This is a genomic window from Plantibacter sp. AC185, from assembly GCF_979258065.1.
On record NZ_OZ409831.1, the window covers coordinates 3,105,298 to 3,123,125 of the forward strand.

General features: G+C 70.9%; 14 protein-coding genes, 1 tRNA gene and 1 other RNA gene. 7 read left to right on the plus strand and 9 right to left on the minus strand.

Going from position 1 to position 17,828, the window contains the following annotated elements; all coding sequences use genetic code 11:
* Positions 1-183 precede the first annotated feature (183 nt).
* From ACZZZB_RS14695 to ACZZZB_RS14705, 3 genes are read left to right on the plus strand one after another with little or no spacing between them, the layout of a single operon-like run.
* Positions 184-1,206 carry an acyl-CoA dehydrogenase gene (locus ACZZZB_RS14695; RefSeq protein WP_192005732.1) on the plus strand — a complete coding sequence of 341 codons (1,023 nt, stop codon included), beginning with the start codon at positions 184-186 and terminating at the stop codon, positions 1,204-1,206.
* Positions 1,206-2,663 carry a PIG-L family deacetylase gene (locus ACZZZB_RS14700; protein WP_463530053.1) on the plus strand — a complete coding sequence of 486 codons (1,458 nt, stop codon included), beginning with the start codon at positions 1,206-1,208 and terminating at the stop codon, positions 2,661-2,663. Before ACZZZB_RS14695 ends, ACZZZB_RS14700 begins: the two co-directional genes overlap by 1 nt.
* A 23-nt stretch (positions 2,664-2,686) precedes the next feature.
* Positions 2,687-3,376 (plus strand): glycosyltransferase family 2 protein, encoded by a 690-nt coding sequence (locus ACZZZB_RS14705; RefSeq protein WP_463530054.1) that lies wholly within the window; start codon positions 2,687-2,689, stop codon positions 3,374-3,376.
* On the opposite strand, the gene ACZZZB_RS14710 is transcribed toward ACZZZB_RS14705, so the two are convergent.
* Positions 3,361-4,125: a DeoR/GlpR family DNA-binding transcription regulator gene (locus ACZZZB_RS14710; protein ID WP_463530055.1), complete on the minus strand. Its 765-nt coding sequence runs from the start codon at positions 4,123-4,125 to the stop codon at positions 3,361-3,363. The two genes, ACZZZB_RS14705 and ACZZZB_RS14710, sit on opposite strands and share 16 nt — an antisense overlap.
* A 56-nt stretch (positions 4,126-4,181) precedes the next feature.
* On the opposite strand from ACZZZB_RS14710, the gene ACZZZB_RS14715 reads away from it, so the two are divergent.
* Both ACZZZB_RS14715 and ACZZZB_RS14720 read left to right on the plus strand, forming a co-directional pair.
* Positions 4,182-4,541: a DUF4406 domain-containing protein gene (locus ACZZZB_RS14715; RefSeq protein WP_463530056.1), complete on the plus strand. Its 360-nt coding sequence runs from the start codon at positions 4,182-4,184 to the stop codon at positions 4,539-4,541.
* A gap of 46 nt (positions 4,542-4,587) precedes the next feature.
* On the plus strand, positions 4,588-5,088 hold the full coding sequence (locus ACZZZB_RS14720) for a GNAT family N-acetyltransferase (RefSeq protein WP_463530057.1): 501 nt from the start codon (positions 4,588-4,590) through the stop codon (positions 5,086-5,088).
* Positions 5,089-5,297: 209 nt separating this feature from the next.
* Here ACZZZB_RS14720 and ACZZZB_RS14725 read toward each other — a convergent pair whose 3' ends face one another.
* From ACZZZB_RS14725 to ACZZZB_RS14760, 8 genes are all read right to left on the minus strand, one after another.
* On the minus strand, positions 5,298-6,812 hold the full coding sequence (locus ACZZZB_RS14725; RefSeq protein ID WP_463530058.1) for an MATE family efflux transporter: 1,515 nt from the start codon (positions 6,810-6,812) through the stop codon (positions 5,298-5,300).
* A gap of 235 nt (positions 6,813-7,047) precedes the next feature.
* Positions 7,048-7,491 (minus strand): MarR family winged helix-turn-helix transcriptional regulator, encoded by a 444-nt coding sequence (locus ACZZZB_RS14730; protein WP_463530059.1) that lies wholly within the window; start codon positions 7,489-7,491, stop codon positions 7,048-7,050.
* A 408-nt stretch (positions 7,492-7,899) separates the two neighbouring features.
* A tRNA-Ser gene (locus ACZZZB_RS14735) sits at positions 7,900-7,987 on the minus strand.
* A gap of 143 nt (positions 7,988-8,130) precedes the next feature.
* The gene (locus ACZZZB_RS14740; RefSeq protein ID WP_463530060.1) at positions 8,131-10,617 is read right to left on the minus strand and encodes a transglutaminase TgpA family protein; all 2,487 of its coding nucleotides are present in this window, start codon (positions 10,615-10,617) and stop codon (positions 8,131-8,133) included.
* The gene (locus ACZZZB_RS14745) at positions 10,604-11,983 is read right to left on the minus strand and encodes a DUF58 domain-containing protein (protein ID WP_463530061.1); all 1,380 of its coding nucleotides are present in this window, start codon (positions 11,981-11,983) and stop codon (positions 10,604-10,606) included. Before ACZZZB_RS14745 ends, ACZZZB_RS14740 begins: the two co-directional genes overlap by 14 nt.
* A gap of 74 nt (positions 11,984-12,057) precedes the next feature.
* On the minus strand, positions 12,058-13,101 hold the full coding sequence (locus ACZZZB_RS14750; protein WP_086475010.1) for an AAA family ATPase: 1,044 nt from the start codon (positions 13,099-13,101) through the stop codon (positions 12,058-12,060).
* Positions 13,098-13,724: a hypothetical protein gene (locus ACZZZB_RS14755; RefSeq protein ID WP_463530062.1), complete on the minus strand. Its 627-nt coding sequence runs from the start codon at positions 13,722-13,724 to the stop codon at positions 13,098-13,100. The genes ACZZZB_RS14750 and ACZZZB_RS14755 overlap by 4 nt, the downstream gene beginning before the upstream one ends.
* An 838-nt stretch (positions 13,725-14,562) precedes the next feature.
* On the minus strand, positions 14,563-15,213 hold the full coding sequence (locus ACZZZB_RS14760) for an SDR family oxidoreductase (protein WP_191941690.1): 651 nt from the start codon (positions 15,211-15,213) through the stop codon (positions 14,563-14,565).
* Positions 15,214-15,367: 154 nt separating this feature from the next.
* Here ACZZZB_RS14760 and ffs point away from each other — a divergent pair.
* Positions 15,368-15,464, plus strand: an RNA gene (gene ffs / locus ACZZZB_RS14765) — signal recognition particle sRNA small type.
* A 192-nt stretch (positions 15,465-15,656) separates the two neighbouring features.
* Entirely contained in the window at positions 15,657-17,825 is a 2,169-nt protein-coding gene (pta, locus tag ACZZZB_RS14770; RefSeq protein WP_064296374.1) for a phosphate acetyltransferase, read from the plus strand.
* The last annotated feature ends 3 nt before the right edge of the window (positions 17,826-17,828 follow it).

Here is a 17,828-nt window from a genome sequence, read left to right on the forward strand (position 1 = left end):
GAGACCCGCGCCCACGTCCATGGCCCGCGCTCGCGTCAGCGCACCGCGCTGACGCACTACCAGGGTCGATGGTCGCGGTCCAGGGGCGGGCGGCGGCGCGTGGCGGTGCGAGACTTGGACCTCCACGACGCGAGGAGGTCGCATGCGCGCACCGATGGAACCCCGACACCAGACACGGATCGCATGATCCGTCTGCAGTCGACCGCCTGGCCAACCAGCGGTAGCTCCCTCGACCTCGACGCTCTGCACGATGCGGCGACCGGATCGTTGGCGAGCATCGAGTCGCGCCTGGCCTTCACCTCCACAGCCGTGCGACTCGTCGGCCCGCTCGAACAGCACACCGCCGGGCGGGTCTTCGCGGGACTCGGCGCGATCGCCGCGGTCGACGTCACGCTCGCACGTGTCGTCGAACCGCACCTCGACGCTCTCGCCATCCTGCATCAGGCCGACCTCGAACCGCCGGCCGTCTCCACCTGGGGCGTCTTCGCGGCCGAAGCACCCGGGCTGCGTCTCGACGCCACCCTGGTCGACGACGCCTGGCAGTTGACCGGCACCAAGCCGTGGTGCTCCCTCGCGTCCCACCTGAGCGACGCGCTCGTCACCGCCCACACCGCGCCGGGGGAGCGGCGGTTGTTCGCCGTCGCACTCACCGATCCCGGGGTCACGACCGACGACAGCGCGTGGCTCGCCCGCGGACTGCCGCTCGTCCCGAGTGGCCCGGTCGGCTTCGACGGCGTCCCGGCGTCCCCGGTCGGCGACGACGGGTGGTACCTGCGACGCCCCGGCTTCTCCTGGGGCGGGATCGGCGTCGCCGCCTGCTGGTGGGGCGGCGCGATCACGCTCGTCGACCGCCTGCTCGCCGCGGCACGCACCCGCCCCGATGCCGACCTCCTCCTCCGCACGCTCGGCGCCGCGGCCATCGACCTCTCGATCGCCGAGCAGGCGATCGCCGACGCGGCCCAAGCCATCGAGCACGGCCACGCCGACGACACGGCCGGTCCGCGCCTCGCCCAGCGAGTGCGGTCGACGGTCCGCGGTCGGGTCGACGCCATCCGCGCCGGGGTGCTCGGAGCACTCGGCCCCGGCCCGCTCACTTCCGAGCCCGCCTACCTCGCGCGGATGTCCGACCTCGAGCTCTACATCCAGCAGGACCACGGCGACCGCGACCTCGCGCGCTACGGCCGCATGCTGGTGGAGGCCGACTGATGCCCGCCTTCGACCACCGCGACCCCGGCACGTCGGCAGCCGCCTGGGCGACCCGCTTGCATGAGCTCGACCTGCCCGTCTGGGACGGCTGGAGGCACGCCACGGGCGTCGTCGTCCTGTCACCGCACCCCGACGACGAGTCGCTCGGAGCCGGCGGGCTGATCGCGGCAGCTGCAGCCGCTGGGATCCCGGTCGAGGTCCTCCTCGTGACCCTCGGCGAGGGATCGCACCCCGACTCACCGACCACCACGCCCGAGGAACTCGCCCCGCGCCGGGAGGCCGAATTCATCGATGCTGTCGGTCGTCTCCACCCGACGGTCGGGTACGACGTCCTGCACATCCCGGACGGCGGCCTCGACGCTGAACGCGCGGGCATCGCGGAGCGACTGCGAGCAGCCGTCGCCACCGCGGGATCGCGACCGCTCATCGTCGCCCCCTGGCGCGGCGACGGGCACCGCGACCACCGGATCGCGGGCGAACTCGCCACGGCCCTCGCGACCGAGCTCGACCTCGCGCTTGTGGAGTTCCCCATCTGGCTCTGGCACTGGGCCGACACCGACGACGCGACCCTGCCGTGGGCCGAGGCGCGGATCGTCCCGCTCGACGCGGCGGCGCACGGGGCGAAGATCGCCGCGATGGACGCCTACCCCTCGCAGACGGAGCCCCTCTCGGACGCACCGGGCGACGAGGCGATCGTCGACCACCACCACCTGCAGCACTACGCGCGGCGGTTCGAGGTGCTGTTCCCGAACGGGCGTGCGCTGGACCTTGAGCCCGACAGCGACCCGGACACACGTGCGGCGGCGGACACCGACACCGACCCCGCCGGCACCGATGCCGTGACGGCTGCGACGGCCGATGCGATCTCGCGGTCAAAGGAGTCGTTCGAGGACCACTACCGCGACCACCCCGACGGCTGGGACTTCGGGTCCTGGTACGAGGAGCGCAAACGTCGGGTCCTCCTCGCCGCTCTGCCGCGCCAGCGCTACGGTTCGGTGCTCGAACTCGGCTGCGCGACGGGTGTCCTGACGGAGCGGCTCGCGGACCGCAGCGACGACGTGCTCGGTGTCGACATCGCCGAAGCGCCCCTCGAGATCGCCCGTCGACGGGTGCCCGCCGCCCGGTTCGAACGGGGCACGCTCCCGGACGACTGGCCGAGTGGCACCTTCGACCTCGTGGTGATGTCGGAGGTCGGCTACTACCTGTCGGCGGCCGACCTCGATCGGGTCATCGATCAGATTCTCGGCTCACTCACCCCCGGCGGGAGCATCGTCGCGTGTCACTGGCGGCACCCCGACGACCACGCCACGACCTCCGCCGAGTTCGTCCATCGCCGCTTGCTCGAGCGCTGGCCAGGACGTCGGTCGATCCAGCACGTCGAGGACGACTTCCTGCTCGACGTCCTCGTGCCCGCCGATGAGGCGAGCGTCGCCGCAGTGGACGGTCTGACGGGCTGATGCTGCGACGGATCGATGCCGTCGTGCCCGTTCACGACGAGGAGGAGCTGATCGGGGCATGCCTCGACGCGCTCCTCGTCGCGCGTGCCGCCGTGCTGCGTCGTCGTCCCGAGCTGCAGGTGGGGATCGTCGTGGTGCTCGACGACTGTCGCGACGACACGGCGCGGATCGTCCGTGAGCGGTTGGCGGGCTTCGAGTCCGAGGAGGCGGTCACCGTCGTCATCGACGAGCGCAGTGTCGGGGCGGCCCGGCGGGCCGGTGGCGCGGCCGCTGTGGGATCGGGTGCTGCGGACGTCTCCGCGCGGTGGATCGCCAACACCGACGCCGACTCGCGCGTTCCGGAGGACTGGTTCTCCGTCCACGCCGATGCCTTCGACGACGGTGTCGACGTCCTCCTCGGGACCGTCCGTCCCGACTTCACGGACTTCTCCGAGGACGACGTGGAGCGGTGGTCGCTGACCCACCCGCCCGGACATCTGCCGGGCAACGTGCACGGGGCCAATCTGGGTGTCCGGGCCGATCGGCTCGACGAACTCGGCGGCTTTCGTGAGCTGCCCGAGCATGAGGACGTCGATCTCGTCGAGCGCGCCCGGGCGGCGGGTCTCCGGGTCGTACCGACGCTCGATGTGCCCGTCGAGACCTCGGGTCGGCGACGTGGCCGGACCCCGGGTGGCTACGCCGCGTTCCTCGCCGAGACCTACCCGCGATCCTGACGATCCCGCGCGTCTGAACCTCCGGTCCGCGTCGACGGATCAGGTCCGTCCGCCTGCGGGTCGACGATGACCTCGGTAACCTCGCCGAGGTCGAGCACCGGGAACCGGGAGACGGCCCCGACCTTCTCCTCGCTCGCGAGGACGTAGACGTCGGTGCTGCGCTCGGCGAGGGCGCGCTTCGTCGCGGCATCGTCGAGGTCGCCGGTGGTGAGGCCGTGTTCGGGATGGAAACCTGTGACGCCGAGGAAGCAGGCGTCGGCACTCAGGTGACGGATGGCTTCCGCGGCGAGGGCGCCGCCCGCGACCATGGAGTGACGTCCGAGTTCGCCGCCGATCATGATGACGCGTGCCGGCGAGTGCTCCGCCACGGCGAGTGCGACCGCCGGGCTCGGGGTGATGACGGTGAGGGTCGGGTCGTCCGGGAGGAGTCGCGCGAGCGCGAGCGCGGTGGTGCCGGCGTCGATGATGATGGTGCTGCCTGGTCGGATCCGCTCGGCGGCGATGCGGGCGACGCGCTCTTTGCTCTCCGCCCCGAGGGACAGTCGATCCCGGAACGGGCGATCGGCCGCGGCGACCGGGAGTGCGCCGCCGTAGACGCGGACGCAGAGACCGGCATCGGCCAGCTCGCGGAGGTCTCGTCGGATCGAGTCCTCCGAGAGCCCGAGCGCAGCGGCGGCGTCCTTCGCGACGATCCGGCCGTCGCGGTCGAGGAGGTCGAGCAGGTGTGATCGTCGTTGTGCGCTCAACATGCGTGCTCCTTCATGGTGTTGCACGATCGTGCACGGTTAACGCTACAGTGCTGGACATGACAACGCCACTCCTCATCCTCATCGCCGGCCCCTACCGCTCCGGGACCGGCGGTGACCCGGACGCCATCGCCCGCAACCTGGAACGACTCGAAGCCGCTGCAGCGCCCATCTACGCGCTCGGTCACGTCCCGATGATCGGGGAGTGGGTCGCGCTGCCGATCCTGCGTGGGATCGGCAGCGCGTCCGGCGACGGCGACGTGATGTACGAGACGGCGAGGCGGCTGCTCCAGCACTGCGACGCCGTGCTCCGGTTGCCGGGGGAGTCGTCCGGCGCCGACACCGACGTCGCGATCGCCCGTGAGCGCGGGATACCCGTGTACACCGACCTCTCGGAGATTCCGGCGCTCAAGCGCTGAGGTCGCTTGCCCGCGGCGTCCCGGCACTCCGGCTAGGCTGACGCGCGTGCTCGACGACCTCAGGATCCGCCGCTACCGCGACACCGATGCGCGGGCGACCAGGTCGATCTTCGAACGCGCGGTGCGGGTGACGGCTGCCGCCCACTACACGCCCGAGCAGCTCGCCGCCTGGGTGCCGGACGAACCGGCAGGCGCCGTGTTGGACGACTGGGCCGACCGACGTGCCGCGGTGACGACGTGGGTGGCCGAGCTCGACGACTCGGTGGTCGGATTCACCGACCTGGACGTCGAGATCGGCTACCTCGACATGCTGTTCGTCGATCCGGACGCCGGACGACACGGCGTCGGTTCCGCACTCATCCATCAGGTGCTCGACGAGGCGCGGGCGGTGGGGCTCCGCGAGGTGACCGTGCAGGCGAGTCGGACGGCGCAGCCGGTGTTCGAGCGTCACGGCTTCGTCGTGGTCCGCGAGCAGCGGGTCGAGCGTCGCGGGGTGCTCATCGAGAACGCGGTGATGCGGATGCCCCTGGACGCCCCTGCGGGTTGATGCTCCCGGGATGTCCCGCGCGCCCCGCGGGGTGTCGCCAGCGCGGTGCGCTGACCCGAGCGCGGTGGTGTGGGTGCCGGCGCGGTGCGCCGACGTGAGGTCGCTGCAATCGGCGTGAGCGCGGGTCATGGACGTGGGCGCGGCCCTCTGGAGACCCGCGCTCACGCGTGTGACCCGCGCTCACGTCAGCGCACCGCGCTGGCAGTCCGTCAGGCGTCGGCGAGTTGGGCTTCGGCGCGCTCCGGGGAACCGGCTGCGAGGCCACGGCTGATGGCACGTCGCGAGCCGAGCCAGAGCAGGACACCGACGAGGAAGACGATGACCTCCGTGACGGTGAGCGACCAGACGATGCCACCGAGTCCGAACCACAGGTTGCCGAGGAGGACGATCGGGACGAACAGCACGCCCTGGGTGACGGCCATGACCGCTGCGGGGAGTGCTCGCCCGGTCGCTTGGAAGAGCGAGGTGATGAGTCCGGTGAATCCGTTGGCGATCATCGCGGTGAGCTGGGCGACGAGGATCGTGACGCCGAGTCCGAGGACGGCGGGGTCGGCGATGAACGCGGAGACGATCGGCTCACGCAGGACGAAGACGACGCCGGCGAAGAGGACCGAGATCCCACCGACCGTGAGTGCCGAGGCACGGAGAGCGGACCGGAGGCGCGCGCCGTCGCCCTTGCCGAACGCGTATGCGAGGAGGGGGAGCACGCCGAAGGTGACGCCCATGACCAGGAACTCGGGCACTTGGGCGATCCGGACCGCGACGCCCATGGCGGCGAGCGGGGCGTCTCCGTATGCTGCGGCCAGCGTGTTCAACACGAGTGCGGTGACGATGAGGAACCCCGACTGCAGGAGCGTGCTCACGCCGACACCGAGGACCGGCTTGAGGATCGTCGGCGACAGCGTGAACCAACGCGGAGCCAGACTGACGTGCTCGCTGTTGCGCTTCAACCACGCCACGAAGTAGACGAGGACACCGAGGTTCGCCAGTCCCATCGCGAGCGCTGCGCCGGCGACGCCCCAGCCGAACCCGAGGATGAAGACGAGATCGAGGACGAGGTTCGCCACCGCCGACGCGATGAGGGCGATCATCACCTGACGGGCGGCACCCTCGGCCCGCACGAGCTGTTCCAGACAGAACGCGGTCGCCATGACGGGGACGAACGCGAGCATGACACCGATGAACGCCGAGGTCGCCGGTGCGGTGACCGCGTCCGCCCCGAGCAGCGACACGAGTGGACCGAGGAACACGAGGCCGATCCCGCCCAGGACGGCGCCCGTCAGGAACGCGCCCCAGACGGAGAAGGAAGCGGCCCGTTTGATGTCCCCGGCCTGTGCCGGATCGTGTTCCGAGGCGCCGAGGAGTCTGGAGATGAGCGCGCCGCCGCCGACGCCGAACAGGTCGCCGATGGCCATGATCAGTCCGAGGATCGGGGCTCCGAGGGTGATCGCGGCGAGCAGGGTGGTGTCGTGCAGCGAGCCGACGACGCCCGCGTTGATGAGGTTGTAGACGGCGCTGACGACCAGGGCCGCTGCCATCGGGACGCACAGATGGATGAGTGCCCGGATGATCGGGGCGGTCGCGAGGTACCAGCGGTTGCTCCCGACCATGTCGGCTGCGGTCGAGGGCGCGGTGTCGGTCGATGGCGCGGTGGCCGTCGACCGTGCGGTGCTGCTGGGGACGGGTGTTCCGGCGGTGGGATCAGTGTGGTGTTCGGGGTGCATGGCAGGCTCCGTTTCGGGCAGGTTCCGGGCGCGACGATGAGCGCCGGCGCGGCGAGGGTTCGGTGATTGGGGTGGTCGTCCGGCGCGGGCTGAGCGGACGGGCTCAGCAGGCGTTCGGGCGCGACGGACAACGCCGTCGTGGCGTTCGCGGTCGCCATCGTGTTCGGCGGTCGGTGGATGACGCGGCGAGTGGTCTCGGCGCGTGGTCAGGGAGCTCGGGTTCCCCGAGCGATGATCAGCGGGTCGGCTGCGGCAGGTGCGCCGTGAGCTTCGTGAGCAGAGCGTGCAGGGTGTCGCGTTCGCTCTGGTCCAACGGGGTGAGGATGATGTCGTCGGCCTCGGCCATCGCGGTCTCGAACCCGGCGATGAGGTCGGTGCCGAGCGGGGTGGCGTAGACGCGCTTGGTGCGCGCGTTCCCCTCCTCCGTGCGGCGTTCGACGAGGTCTCGACGTTCGAGTCCCTGCAGGAGGCTCGAGACGCTGGCGGCGCTCGTCCGGCTCACCTCGGCGATGTCGCGTTGGCTCGATCCTGGATGCCGGACGAGGTGGCCGAGGACGAAGGCCTGTTCGTGACTGAGTTCGCGGGCTCGTATCCAGTCCTCGCCGGCCTTGCGCTGTGCCCACCCGATCCAGCGGACCAGTTCGAGTGTGCTGCTGAGGGTGGGTGTCTCGTCGTCCATGGTTAGAACGCTAATGCTTTGACTTCTAACTGTCAACCCTCGAATGATCGACTCGCTCAGCGCGGTGCGCTGACGTGAGATGTGCGGACTCGGTGCCAGCGCGGTGCGCTGGCGCGAGACCGACGGGTTCGGCGTGGGCGCGGGTCGTAGCCCTGAGCGCGCCCCTCCGGAGACCCGCGCTCACGCGTGTGACCCGCGCTCACGCCAGCGCACCGCGCTGGCAACCTGAGGACACGTCGCCGGGGTGCTCCGGAAACGCAGAACGCCCCGCGCGGGGCGGGGCGTTCTGGTGAAGCTGGCGGAGAATGGGGGATTCGAACCCCGGCTGTGGGTGTTGTGCGTGATCCTCCGCGCGCAGAGCATGAAACGCAGAACGCCCCGCGCGAGGCGGGGCGTTCATGGTGAAGCTGGCGGAGAATGGGGGATTCGAACCCCCGAGGGCGTTAACCCAACACGCTTTCCAAGCGTGCGCCATAGGCCACTAGGCGAATTCTCCATGGCTGTTTGTGAAAAACGGCCAGATAGCAGCATACCTGGTTCCCGGACCGCTGCGCGCCACCCGGCCCCGCCGCCGCGCTCCGAGCATGGCCGAGCACTAACGCCCGCGGTCGGAGACACCGGCACGGAGCGCCGCTCGCGTCAGCTCGCAGCAGGCGGCCGCCAGTCCACCCGTTGATCACGCCGCAGCACGAGCGACCGCGGGAGGACTGCCGCGAGGACGCGTTCGAGCGGCTGACTCGCCGACCGCAGGGCCGCCTTCGCCTCAGCCAACGCTGCGTCGAACGAACCGGCGCTCGCCGCACCACCAGCGCTCGGCGCATAGCTCTCCCGCTCGACCGCCGCCACGAGCCGGTCGACGGCCGGCGACTCGATCCGGAACTGTCCGCGCAGCCGCGATGCGAACCCGCGTGGTGACTCCGCCGACGTCACGGGGAAGCCGAGGTCGCGGGCGGTGTCGAGGAACTCCGCCCAGGCCCAGCCGGCCGAGGTCCGCTCGGTCAGCGCACGCCGACGCCCGGCCGCACGCCGGAGTCCCCGGGCGATCGACGGGGTGGCGAGCAGCACCAGCGCGCCGAGCAGGATCGCGAGCGGGACGAGCGCCGCGGTGAACGCCCCGCCGGACCGGGCCGAGGTCGGTCCGCCGAGCGCGTCCGCGGTGGGCGTGGGCGTCGACGCCGCGGTCGGAGCCGGACGGCTGTCGGGACTCACCGATCCGCTGCCGGGCGTCGCCGTGCTCGCGTCGCTGAACTGCGTCACGACCCCACGGCTGGCCGTCGGCTCGAACGGCACCCAGCCCACACCCTCGAAGTACAGCTCCGGCCACGCGTGCAACTGGTCCGAGGTGACGATGTAGGTGTCGCGGTTCGCCGGGGTGTTGTCGATCGTCGTGCCCGGCAGGTACCCGATGGCGATGCGCGCGGGGATGCCGAGGACGCGCGACATCACGGCCATCGCGGACGAGAAGTGGATGCAGTAGCCGGCCTTGCGCTCCAGGAACGTCGCGATGACCTCGGCTCCGCTGCCGTCGAAGCCCTCCTCGACGGGTGCCGACTCCGAGTACTCGAAGGTGCTGCGGAAGTAGCGCTGCAAGGCGATCGCGCGGTCGTAGTCGGTGGAGGCGGTCGCCGTGACGTCCGCGGCGGTGTCACGGATGATCTGCGGCAGGTCGTCGGGCAGCTCGAGGTACGGGGCGGCTGACGCCGGGTCGGCGACCGGCGGGACGTCGCGCATCTGCTGTGCGGTCGGCAGGATCGCGGTGCTCGTCGCCGTGTAGGTCTGCCCGCGGGTGGATCCACGCTCCGCCATCGCCGTCAGCCCGGCGGCCTCGAACCGCCAGTCGCCGCGGAGCCCGTCGACCTTCTGCGTCGGGTACGGCAGCGGGAGCCACGGGCTCGACAGCGAGTCCACCGTGACCGTCGTCTCGAAGGTCTCGACCGGGATCGCCTCGCTGAGCCCGGCCGGCGCGGGGAAGGCGTCGAGCGTGTTGCCGTCGTTGTAGCCCGAATTGTCCGGTCCCCAGACCGTACCCGTGAAGTCGCGGAGGTCGGTGACCTTGAGGTAGGGGGCGTCGTCGGCGGTGGTCGTGTACTCGAGCGCGGTCGTGTTCGCGGGGCGCCGCAGGCTCTGGCCGAGCGAGATGAGCGGGTTGATGCCGTTCACGAACGGTCCACTGCCACGGGCACCGGCGGTCACGTCCCGGACGGCGAGGTCGGGGAGCGCCGCCGGCGTGAGGAGGGCGACCACCACCGCGACGGCACTGACGAGGACGGCCGGGCCGAGGCCTCCGAAGCGGCCGACACCGGTCATCGCCGACGGTCCGGCGCCGCGTCCGTCGCCGGCAGCCTGGGCCGAGGCGAGCGCTCGCAGCAACTCGCGGCGTCGGACGTCCTCGCGGAGCAGCCAGAGGAAGGAGAGGGCGACGAACGCGAACACCCACGGATCGAGGGGGAACGACACGGCGACCGTCGGCCCGGCGTACACGGCGAAGACCAGGACGGCCGCGAGCACCGGTGCGTGGCGGCCGAGCACGAGCCAGGCGACCGCCAGCGCGACGAGGCCGCCGCCCGCGGCCATGACGAAGACCACGCCGGCGTCGGTGTCGAGTGGGGCCGAGCCGTCGTGGAAGGTCTGGAACCCGGCGTCGCGCAACCGTTCGAAGGCGCCGAGCGTGGTCGGGGTCGGGACGATGCCGATGATCGCCGTCTCACTGGCGAAGAACAGCGTGATCGTCAGCAGCCATGCGATGCCGGCGCCGAGCCACACGAACACCGCCGGCAGTCTCGTGCGCCGGAGGAGGATCGCCGTGGCGAGGACGATCGCGATGACGAGGTTCGTGACGAACCACCAGTCGAGCGCGTCGAGCACCCGGCCGAACCCGAGGCCACCCGTCGCGAGGAGCAGGAAGGCGGCGAGGCCGAGACGCAGGTCGCCGACGTTCGCGGTGTCGCGTGGGTCCTCCCGGCGTCCGCCGGCGCTTCCTGACCACGACCCGCCGCTGGTTCCGCCGGACGGACGTCGGGGGTTCGACGAGTCGGCACGAGGACGGACGCCCGATGGCACGCCTCCGCGGGACGACCCCCGGCCACGGGCGGCCGCCGCCGCACGGCGTTCCTCAGCGACGGACATACGCACCTCCGGCACCCCGACGACCGCCCTGGCCACCCTGACCTCCACGGCCGGTCGACGGCGCCAGCGTGGTGGTGGCCGGACCGCTCGTGCCGGACCACAGCGCCTGGAACGATGCGCCGCGCTCGCCGACGTGGCAGCGCCACCCCGCGGACTCCAGGAGCTCGATGCTCCGACGCCGCGCGCCGGCCGGGAGGAGTGCGACGGGGAGCGGCGAGAGATGCGCGACCGCGGTCAGTTCACCGAGATCGCCCTCCTCGACGTCGCCGAGGATCGCGATGACCGGTTGCGACCGGCGCGCGGCGATGACGGGTGAGAGGTCGAGGAACCGATTGGGCTGCACCGATGGTCGCAGGAGGGCCAGGTCGAGCAAGGCGGCGTCGAGGTCGTCCTCCTCGAGATGCTGCCCGCCGCGGGCGAGCGCGTCGCCCATGTCGCCCACCGGACTGGAACGCAGTCCACCGGACGCGGATCTCGCACTGATCTCGCGGGAGAGCTCCTCGGTGCCGGCACCGACGAGGTTGACGCGGTAGTCGGCGTCGACGAGGTGGGCGGTGATCGAGGCAGCGAGCGACACGGCCTGCTCGAACGCCGGCAGGTACGACGGATCGTCGTCGGGCCAGGCCCAGTGGGCTGCGGCCGTGTCGAGGAGGACGGTCGCCTCGGGGTCGTTGCGCTGCTCCTCCTGCCGCACCATCAGCTCGCCGTGGTGCGCGCTCGCCCGCCAGTGCAGTCGGCGGATCGCGTCCCCCGGCAGGTAGGGGCGCGCGATGATGTCGTCTTCACCCGCGCCGACGTGCAGCGACGACGGGCGCGTGGAACCGTCGCGGCTGGCCGTGAGTGCGGGGATCTCCGGCAGGACGACGACCTCCGGCAGGACGACGACCGCATGCGTCCCGCCGACGTCGCGCCGACGGACGACGAGTCCGAACGGGTCGCTCACGGTCAGCCCGAGCGGGCCGAGTTCGTGCTCCCCGCGACGCAGCGCCGTCACCGTGTACTCGGCCGTCCGACGGCGCGAACCGATGCCGGCGACGCCGGTACTCGGCAGGGTCCCTTCGGCGCTGCCGGCGAGTCCGGCCGGTACGCGGTCCTTCCACTCCGTGTGGACGTGGGGGAGCGCGCTCGTCTCGGCGATCGTGACCTCGACGGAGATCCGCCCGCCGACCGCGACGAGGTCGGGCCGGGTGGTGCGGTCGACCCGGAGCGACGGCCGCTCGAGGTAGACCGCGCCGAAGCTGGCGGCGACGAGCGCCACGAGGAGCCCGGCCGCTGCGAGCAGCTCCGGGGAGCCGATCCCGCGCGCGAAGATGAGGCACACGCCGGCCGCGATGAGCACGCCGACCGCGCGTCTCGTCAACGGCACGCGTCGCTTCATGGGCTCAGGACCTCCGGTGCCTGATCACGGCGATCCGGCGGTCGCGGTGCGGGGCCATCGGATCAGGACCTCAGCTCGGTGCGCCCGGAGTGCGGCACGGGCGTCCGCTCCAGCAACTCGACGAGCACTTCGGAGACCGCCTGGACGCCCGAGCGGTCGTGGGCGCTCACCGCTCGGCGGGTGGGGATGAGCCGGTGGGCGAGGACCGGTGCCAGCAGCTGATCGATGTCGTCGGGCAGGACGAACTCGCGACCGTCGAGCGCCGCGAGCACCTTGGCCGCGCGGACGAGCTGCAGGGTGGCGCGCGGGCTCGCGCCGAGCCGGAGTTCGGGGTGCACGCGGGTCGCCTGCACGAGCGAGACGCAGTACTGCTCGACGATCGGCGACACGAAGACACCGCGGGCCCAGGCGATGAGGCGCTCGACGTCGCCGCGTGAGGCGACCGGTCCGATGGTGTCGAGCGGGTTGACCGTGTCACGCTGGCGGAGCATCGCGAGCTCCGCGGAAGCGTCGGGGTATCCCATCGAGATACGCGCCATGAAGCGGTCGCGCTGGGCCTCCGGCAGAGCGTAGGTGCCCTCCATCTCGAGCGGGTTCTGCGTGGCGACGACCGTGAACGGCGACGGCAGGGCGTGCGTCTCACCGTCGACCGTGACCTGCCGCTCCTCCATCGACTCGAGCAACGCCGACTGGGTCTTCGGCGAGGAGCGGTTGATCTCGTCGGCGATGACGATGTTCGCGAACACCGCTCCGGGCTTGAACTCGAACTCGCGGTCGACCTGGTTGAAGATCGAGACGCCGGTGACGTCGGACGGGAGCAGGTCGGGCGTGAACTGGATGCGGCGGACGGTGCTGCCGACGGACGCGGCGAGGGCCTTCGCAAGGACGGTCTTGCCGACGCCGGGGACGTCCTCGATGAGCAGGTGACCCTCGGCGAGCATCACGATGAGCGCCATCCGCGCGGCGAACGGCTTGCCGTCGAGGACGCGCTCGACGTTGTCGAGGATGCGCTCGGCCAGCACCTGGAACTCCTCGGCGTTCAGCGCTGGCTTCAGTTCGGCGACGGTGTCCCGTGGGGCGCGGCTGGTGTTGCTCTGCTCGGTCATGGTCGGCTCCTGCGGTCGTGGTCGAGCATGCGCTTGAACAGCAGCGCGACGATGGTGGCGAGGCCGATCGTGATGAGGGTCGGGGCGAGTGCTCCGAGGAACTGCATCCAGAGGTAGTTGTCGGTCGGGCCGCTGTCGCCGACGAACCCGCGGTACAGCAGGGTGAACGACTGCCACAGTCCCACGCCGCCGCCGAGCGTGAAGACGACACCGACGATCCAGAGGACCCGTTCCCAGACGACGGCGCGGACCCGGTGGGCTTCGGTGGCGTCGAGGTACGCGTCGTACCGCTCCTGGTCGAGCTGGGTCTGCTGCGCGTCGGGACCTGCCGCCGCAGGCTGATCCGCGACCACGGCGGTGTCGCCGGTCCGGGCTTCGAACGGGTGGGCGCGACGGTCGGTCTGTGAGGGCATGCCTCGGGACGGCTGGGCGCGCGGGCCGTCGTCGAACCGGTCGTCGGTCGGCGGGCGGACGGGGCGACCGTCGGTGGGCGGCTGGATGAGCTGCGGGGCGATCTCCTCGAGCGAGGCGAGGTGGCTGCGCCGGCCGGTGTCACCGGCGTTCGGGCGCGTGCGCTCGTCGGTGTGTCCGCGCTGGAACGCGGGGTCGTAGCGTTGGTCCATCGTCGGCCTCCGTCGCGCTGCGTACATCGTCCGGGCCGGAACCCGTTGCCCGATCCTAGGACTGATAACGAACAGGTAACACCCCTGGACGTGTCGCCCACAGGAACTCCATATGTGCGCCAGGTCGCGCGCACACGGTGCCGGTGCGGGTCAGGGAACTCTTCGGAGCCCGCACCCGCATCGGTTGTGTGGGCCCGAGCACTGAGCACGTACCCGGTCGGTGAGACGTCTTCCGGTCCCTGAAACCCTCTCCGGTCCCTGAAACCCTGTCCGGTCCCTGAAACCCTCTCCGGTCCCTGAGCTTGTCGAAGGGCGGGGTGTCCCGTGTGCACTTCGACAGGCTCAGTGACCGGTGTTCGTTGCCCGTCCCAGTTCTGGTCCCTGGAACCCTCTTCGGTCCCTGAGCTTGTCGAAGGGTGGGGTGTCCCGTGTGCACTTCGACAGGCTCAGTGACCGGTGTTCGGTACTCGTCCCTGTTCCGGTCCCTGAAGCCCTCCACGGTCCCTGGATCCCTCCACGGTCCCTGAAAACCCATTCCGGTCCCTGAGCTTGTCGAAGGGCGGGGTGTGGCGTGTGCACTTCGACAGGCTCAGTGACCGGTGTTCGTTGCCCGCCTTCGTTCCGGTCCCTGAGCTTGTCGAAGGGTGGGGTTTGCCGTGTGCACTTCGACAGGCTCAGTGACCGGTGTTCGTTGCCCGCCTTCGTTCCGGTCCCTGAGCTTGTCGAAGGGCGGGGCGTCCCGTGTGCACTTCGACAGGCTCAGGGATCGGGTCTGACGGAGACGACGACAGGCCCGGGAACGGGGATCCGTTCACCGAGCCTGTCGAGGTACAGGGACCTACAGCGACGCGAGCGCCTCGCGGATCGGGGTCTCGCCGCCGATGACCTCGAACTGCGTGCGGGACGCCGAGCCCGACTCGATGAGCGCGAACAGCACGGCGGCGACGTCGGCGCGCGGGATCGAGCCGCGGTCGGTGGTCGTCGCGGCGGTGATCGTGCCGGTCGGGGCGTCGTCGGTCAGGCCGCCCGGACGGACGATCGTCCAGTCGAGGTCGCGCCCGCGGAGGTCGGCGTCGGCTTCGGACTTCGCCCGCAGGTAGACCTGGAACACGTCGTCCGACTCCGGGTCGAAGTCGTCGGTGCTCATCGCGGACACCATGATGTAGCGCGGGACCTTGGCGAGCTCGGCGGCCTCGGCGAGGAGGATGGCGCCGTCGCGGTCGAGGGTGAGCTTGCGGTCGGCGCCGCTGTTCGGGCCGGCTCCCGCCGCGAACACGACGACGTCGGCTCCGGCGAGTTCGTCGGCGAGTTCGGCTGCCGAGGAGTGCTCGAGGTCGAGGACGATGGCGCGGGAGCCGATGCCCTGGAGCTCGCCCACCTGCTCGGGGTTGCGGATGATGCCGGCGGGGGAGTGTCCTGCTTCGGCGAGCAGTCGCTGCAGGTGCAGGGCGATCTGTCCGTGTCCTCCGGCGATGACGACGTCGGTCATGTGAGTCCTCTCGTTCGATGCGGTCCCGGTCGGTGCGCCGCCCGTTCGTGGGGACGGCGGTCGATCGGTGGTCTGGGGCCAGTGGTCCCAGATCCGCCAGTCAACGCCTCAACCGGGGCGTACGCAACCCGGTCGCGGCTCGGGTACACTAGGTGACGGCTCCCCGCGTGGCGCCATCCAGGCCAACTCCCCCAGGGCGGAAACGCAGCAAGGGTAACCGGGCTCTGGCGGGTGCGCGGGGAGTCTTTTCGTGCCCGCGGTGCCCTGCTCCCGCACCCTGGCCGCTGGCGCCGCAGCAGGGCATCCGCCCGGCAGCAGGACATCCGGCGCCGGATCCTCCTGCGCTCGCGCCGATCTCCTGCGCTCGCGCCCGTCCGCCAGAGCACCACGACATTGTGCGCTTACCCAGCCCCGGCAGAGCCCGCCCCCGTAGGCTGGAAACCGTGGCGCGAAGCATTTACATCATCTCTGCCGAAGGACACTCCGGGAAGTCGACGGTGGCCCTCGGGGTCCTCGACACCCTGAGCCATCAGATCGAGCGGATCGGGGTGTTCCGCCCCATCGCACGGTCCACGACGAAACCCGACTACGTGCTTCAGCTGCTGCTCGAGCACGACGGCGTCGACCTCGCCTACGAGGACTGCATCGGCGTCAGCTACGACGACGTGCACACCGATCCCGAGGCGGCGCTCTCGCGCATCGTCCAGCGGTACAAGCACATCGAGGCGCAGTGCGACGCGGTCGTCATCCTCGGTTCCGACTACACCGACGTCGGCAGCCCGACGGAGCTCGGCTACAACGCCCGGATCGCCACCAACCTCGGCGCGCCCGTCCTGCTCGTGCTCGGCGGTCGCGCCGGTCAGGGTGCGGGGGAGCAGCTCGGCCAGTCCGTCGCCCGCACACCCGACGACATGCGCAACATCGCCGAACTCGCCCTCGGTGAGCTCGCCGACGCCCACGCCCAGCTGCTCGCCGTCGTCGCGAACCGCGCCGACCCCGACAAGCTCCTCGAGATCACCGCCGCGATCAGCGACGCCATCCACCCGAACGGTTCCGCGAACGGTTCCGTCGTCGCCCCGGCCGGCCACGCCGCCGGTGCCGCGATGGTCCCCGTCTGGGCGATCCCCGAAGACACCTTCCTCATCGCGCCGACGATGGACAGCATCCTCGAGGCCGTCGACGGCACCCTCGTGAAGGGCAGCGAGGAGCTGCTCACCCGCGAGGCGCTCGGCGTCGTCGTGGCGGGCATGTCCATGGTGAACGTGCTCCCGCGCATCACCGAGGGATCCGTCATCGTGATCCCGGCAGACCGCACCGAGGTGCTCCTCGCCGCGCTCATGGCCAATGCCTCCGGCACGTTCCCGTCGATCGCGGGCATCGTGCTCAACGGTGGGTTCCCGCTGCCCGAGGTCGTGGAGGAACTCATCTCCGGTCTCGGGGAGATCCCGCCGATCGTCAGCACCGACCTCGGCACCTACGACACCGCGGTCCGCGTCATGAACACGCGTGGCCGTCTCGCCGCCGACTCGCAGCGCAAGTACGACACCGCGCTCGCGCTGTTCGAGCAGAACGTCGACGCACCGCTCCTGCTCGAGTTGCTCAACGTGGCGCGCGCCGACGTCGTGACGCCCCTCATGTTCGAGTACGGCCTGCTGGAGCGCGCGCGGTCGAACCGCAAGCACATCGTGCTGCCGGAGGGCGACGACGACCGCATCCTCCGCGCGGCCGGCACTCTGCTCGCTCGCGAGGTCGCCGACCTCACCATCCTCGGTGAGGAGATCGAGGTGCGCTCGCGGGCCATCGAGCTCGGCATCGACCTCAGCAAGGCGACCATCGTCAGCCCCTTCGACGCGGTGCTGCGCCTCAAGTTCGCCGAGGAGTACGCCAGGTTGCGAGCCCACAAGGGCGTCACGATCGACATGGCGAGCGACGCCGTCACCGACGTCTCCTACTTCGGCACGATGATGGTGCACCTCGGGCTCGCCGACGGCATGGTCTCGGGCGCCGCCCACACGACGGCGCACACCATCCGGCCGTCGTTCGAGATCATCAAGACGAAGCCCGGTGTCTCCGTGGTGTCGAGCGTGTTCCTCATGGCGCTCGCCGACCGCGTGCTCGTCTACGGCGACTGCGCGGTGAACCCCGACCCGACCGACGCCCAGCTCGCCGACATCGCGATCTCCTCGGCCGAGACGGCGGAGCAGTTCGGGATCGAGCAGCGCATCGCGATGCTGTCGTACTCCACCGGTGACTCAGGTGCCGGCGCCGATGTCGAGAAGGTCCGCTCAGCGACGAGGCAGGTGCGCGAGCGTCGGCCCGACCTCCTCGTCGAGGGGCCGATCCAGTACGACGCCGCTGCCGATGCCGCGGTCGCTGCGACGAAGATGCCCGACTCGCAGGTCGCCGGCCGCGCGACGGTGTTCATCTTCCCCGACCTCAACACCGGCAACAACACGTACAAGGCGGTGCAGCGTTCCGCTGGCGCCGTCGCGATCGGTCCGGTGCTGCAGGGGCTCAACAAGCCGATCAACGACCTGTCGCGTGGCGCGCTCGTGCAGGACATCGTCAACACCGTCGCGATCACCGCCATCCAGGCGCAGGAACAGGAATAGGTC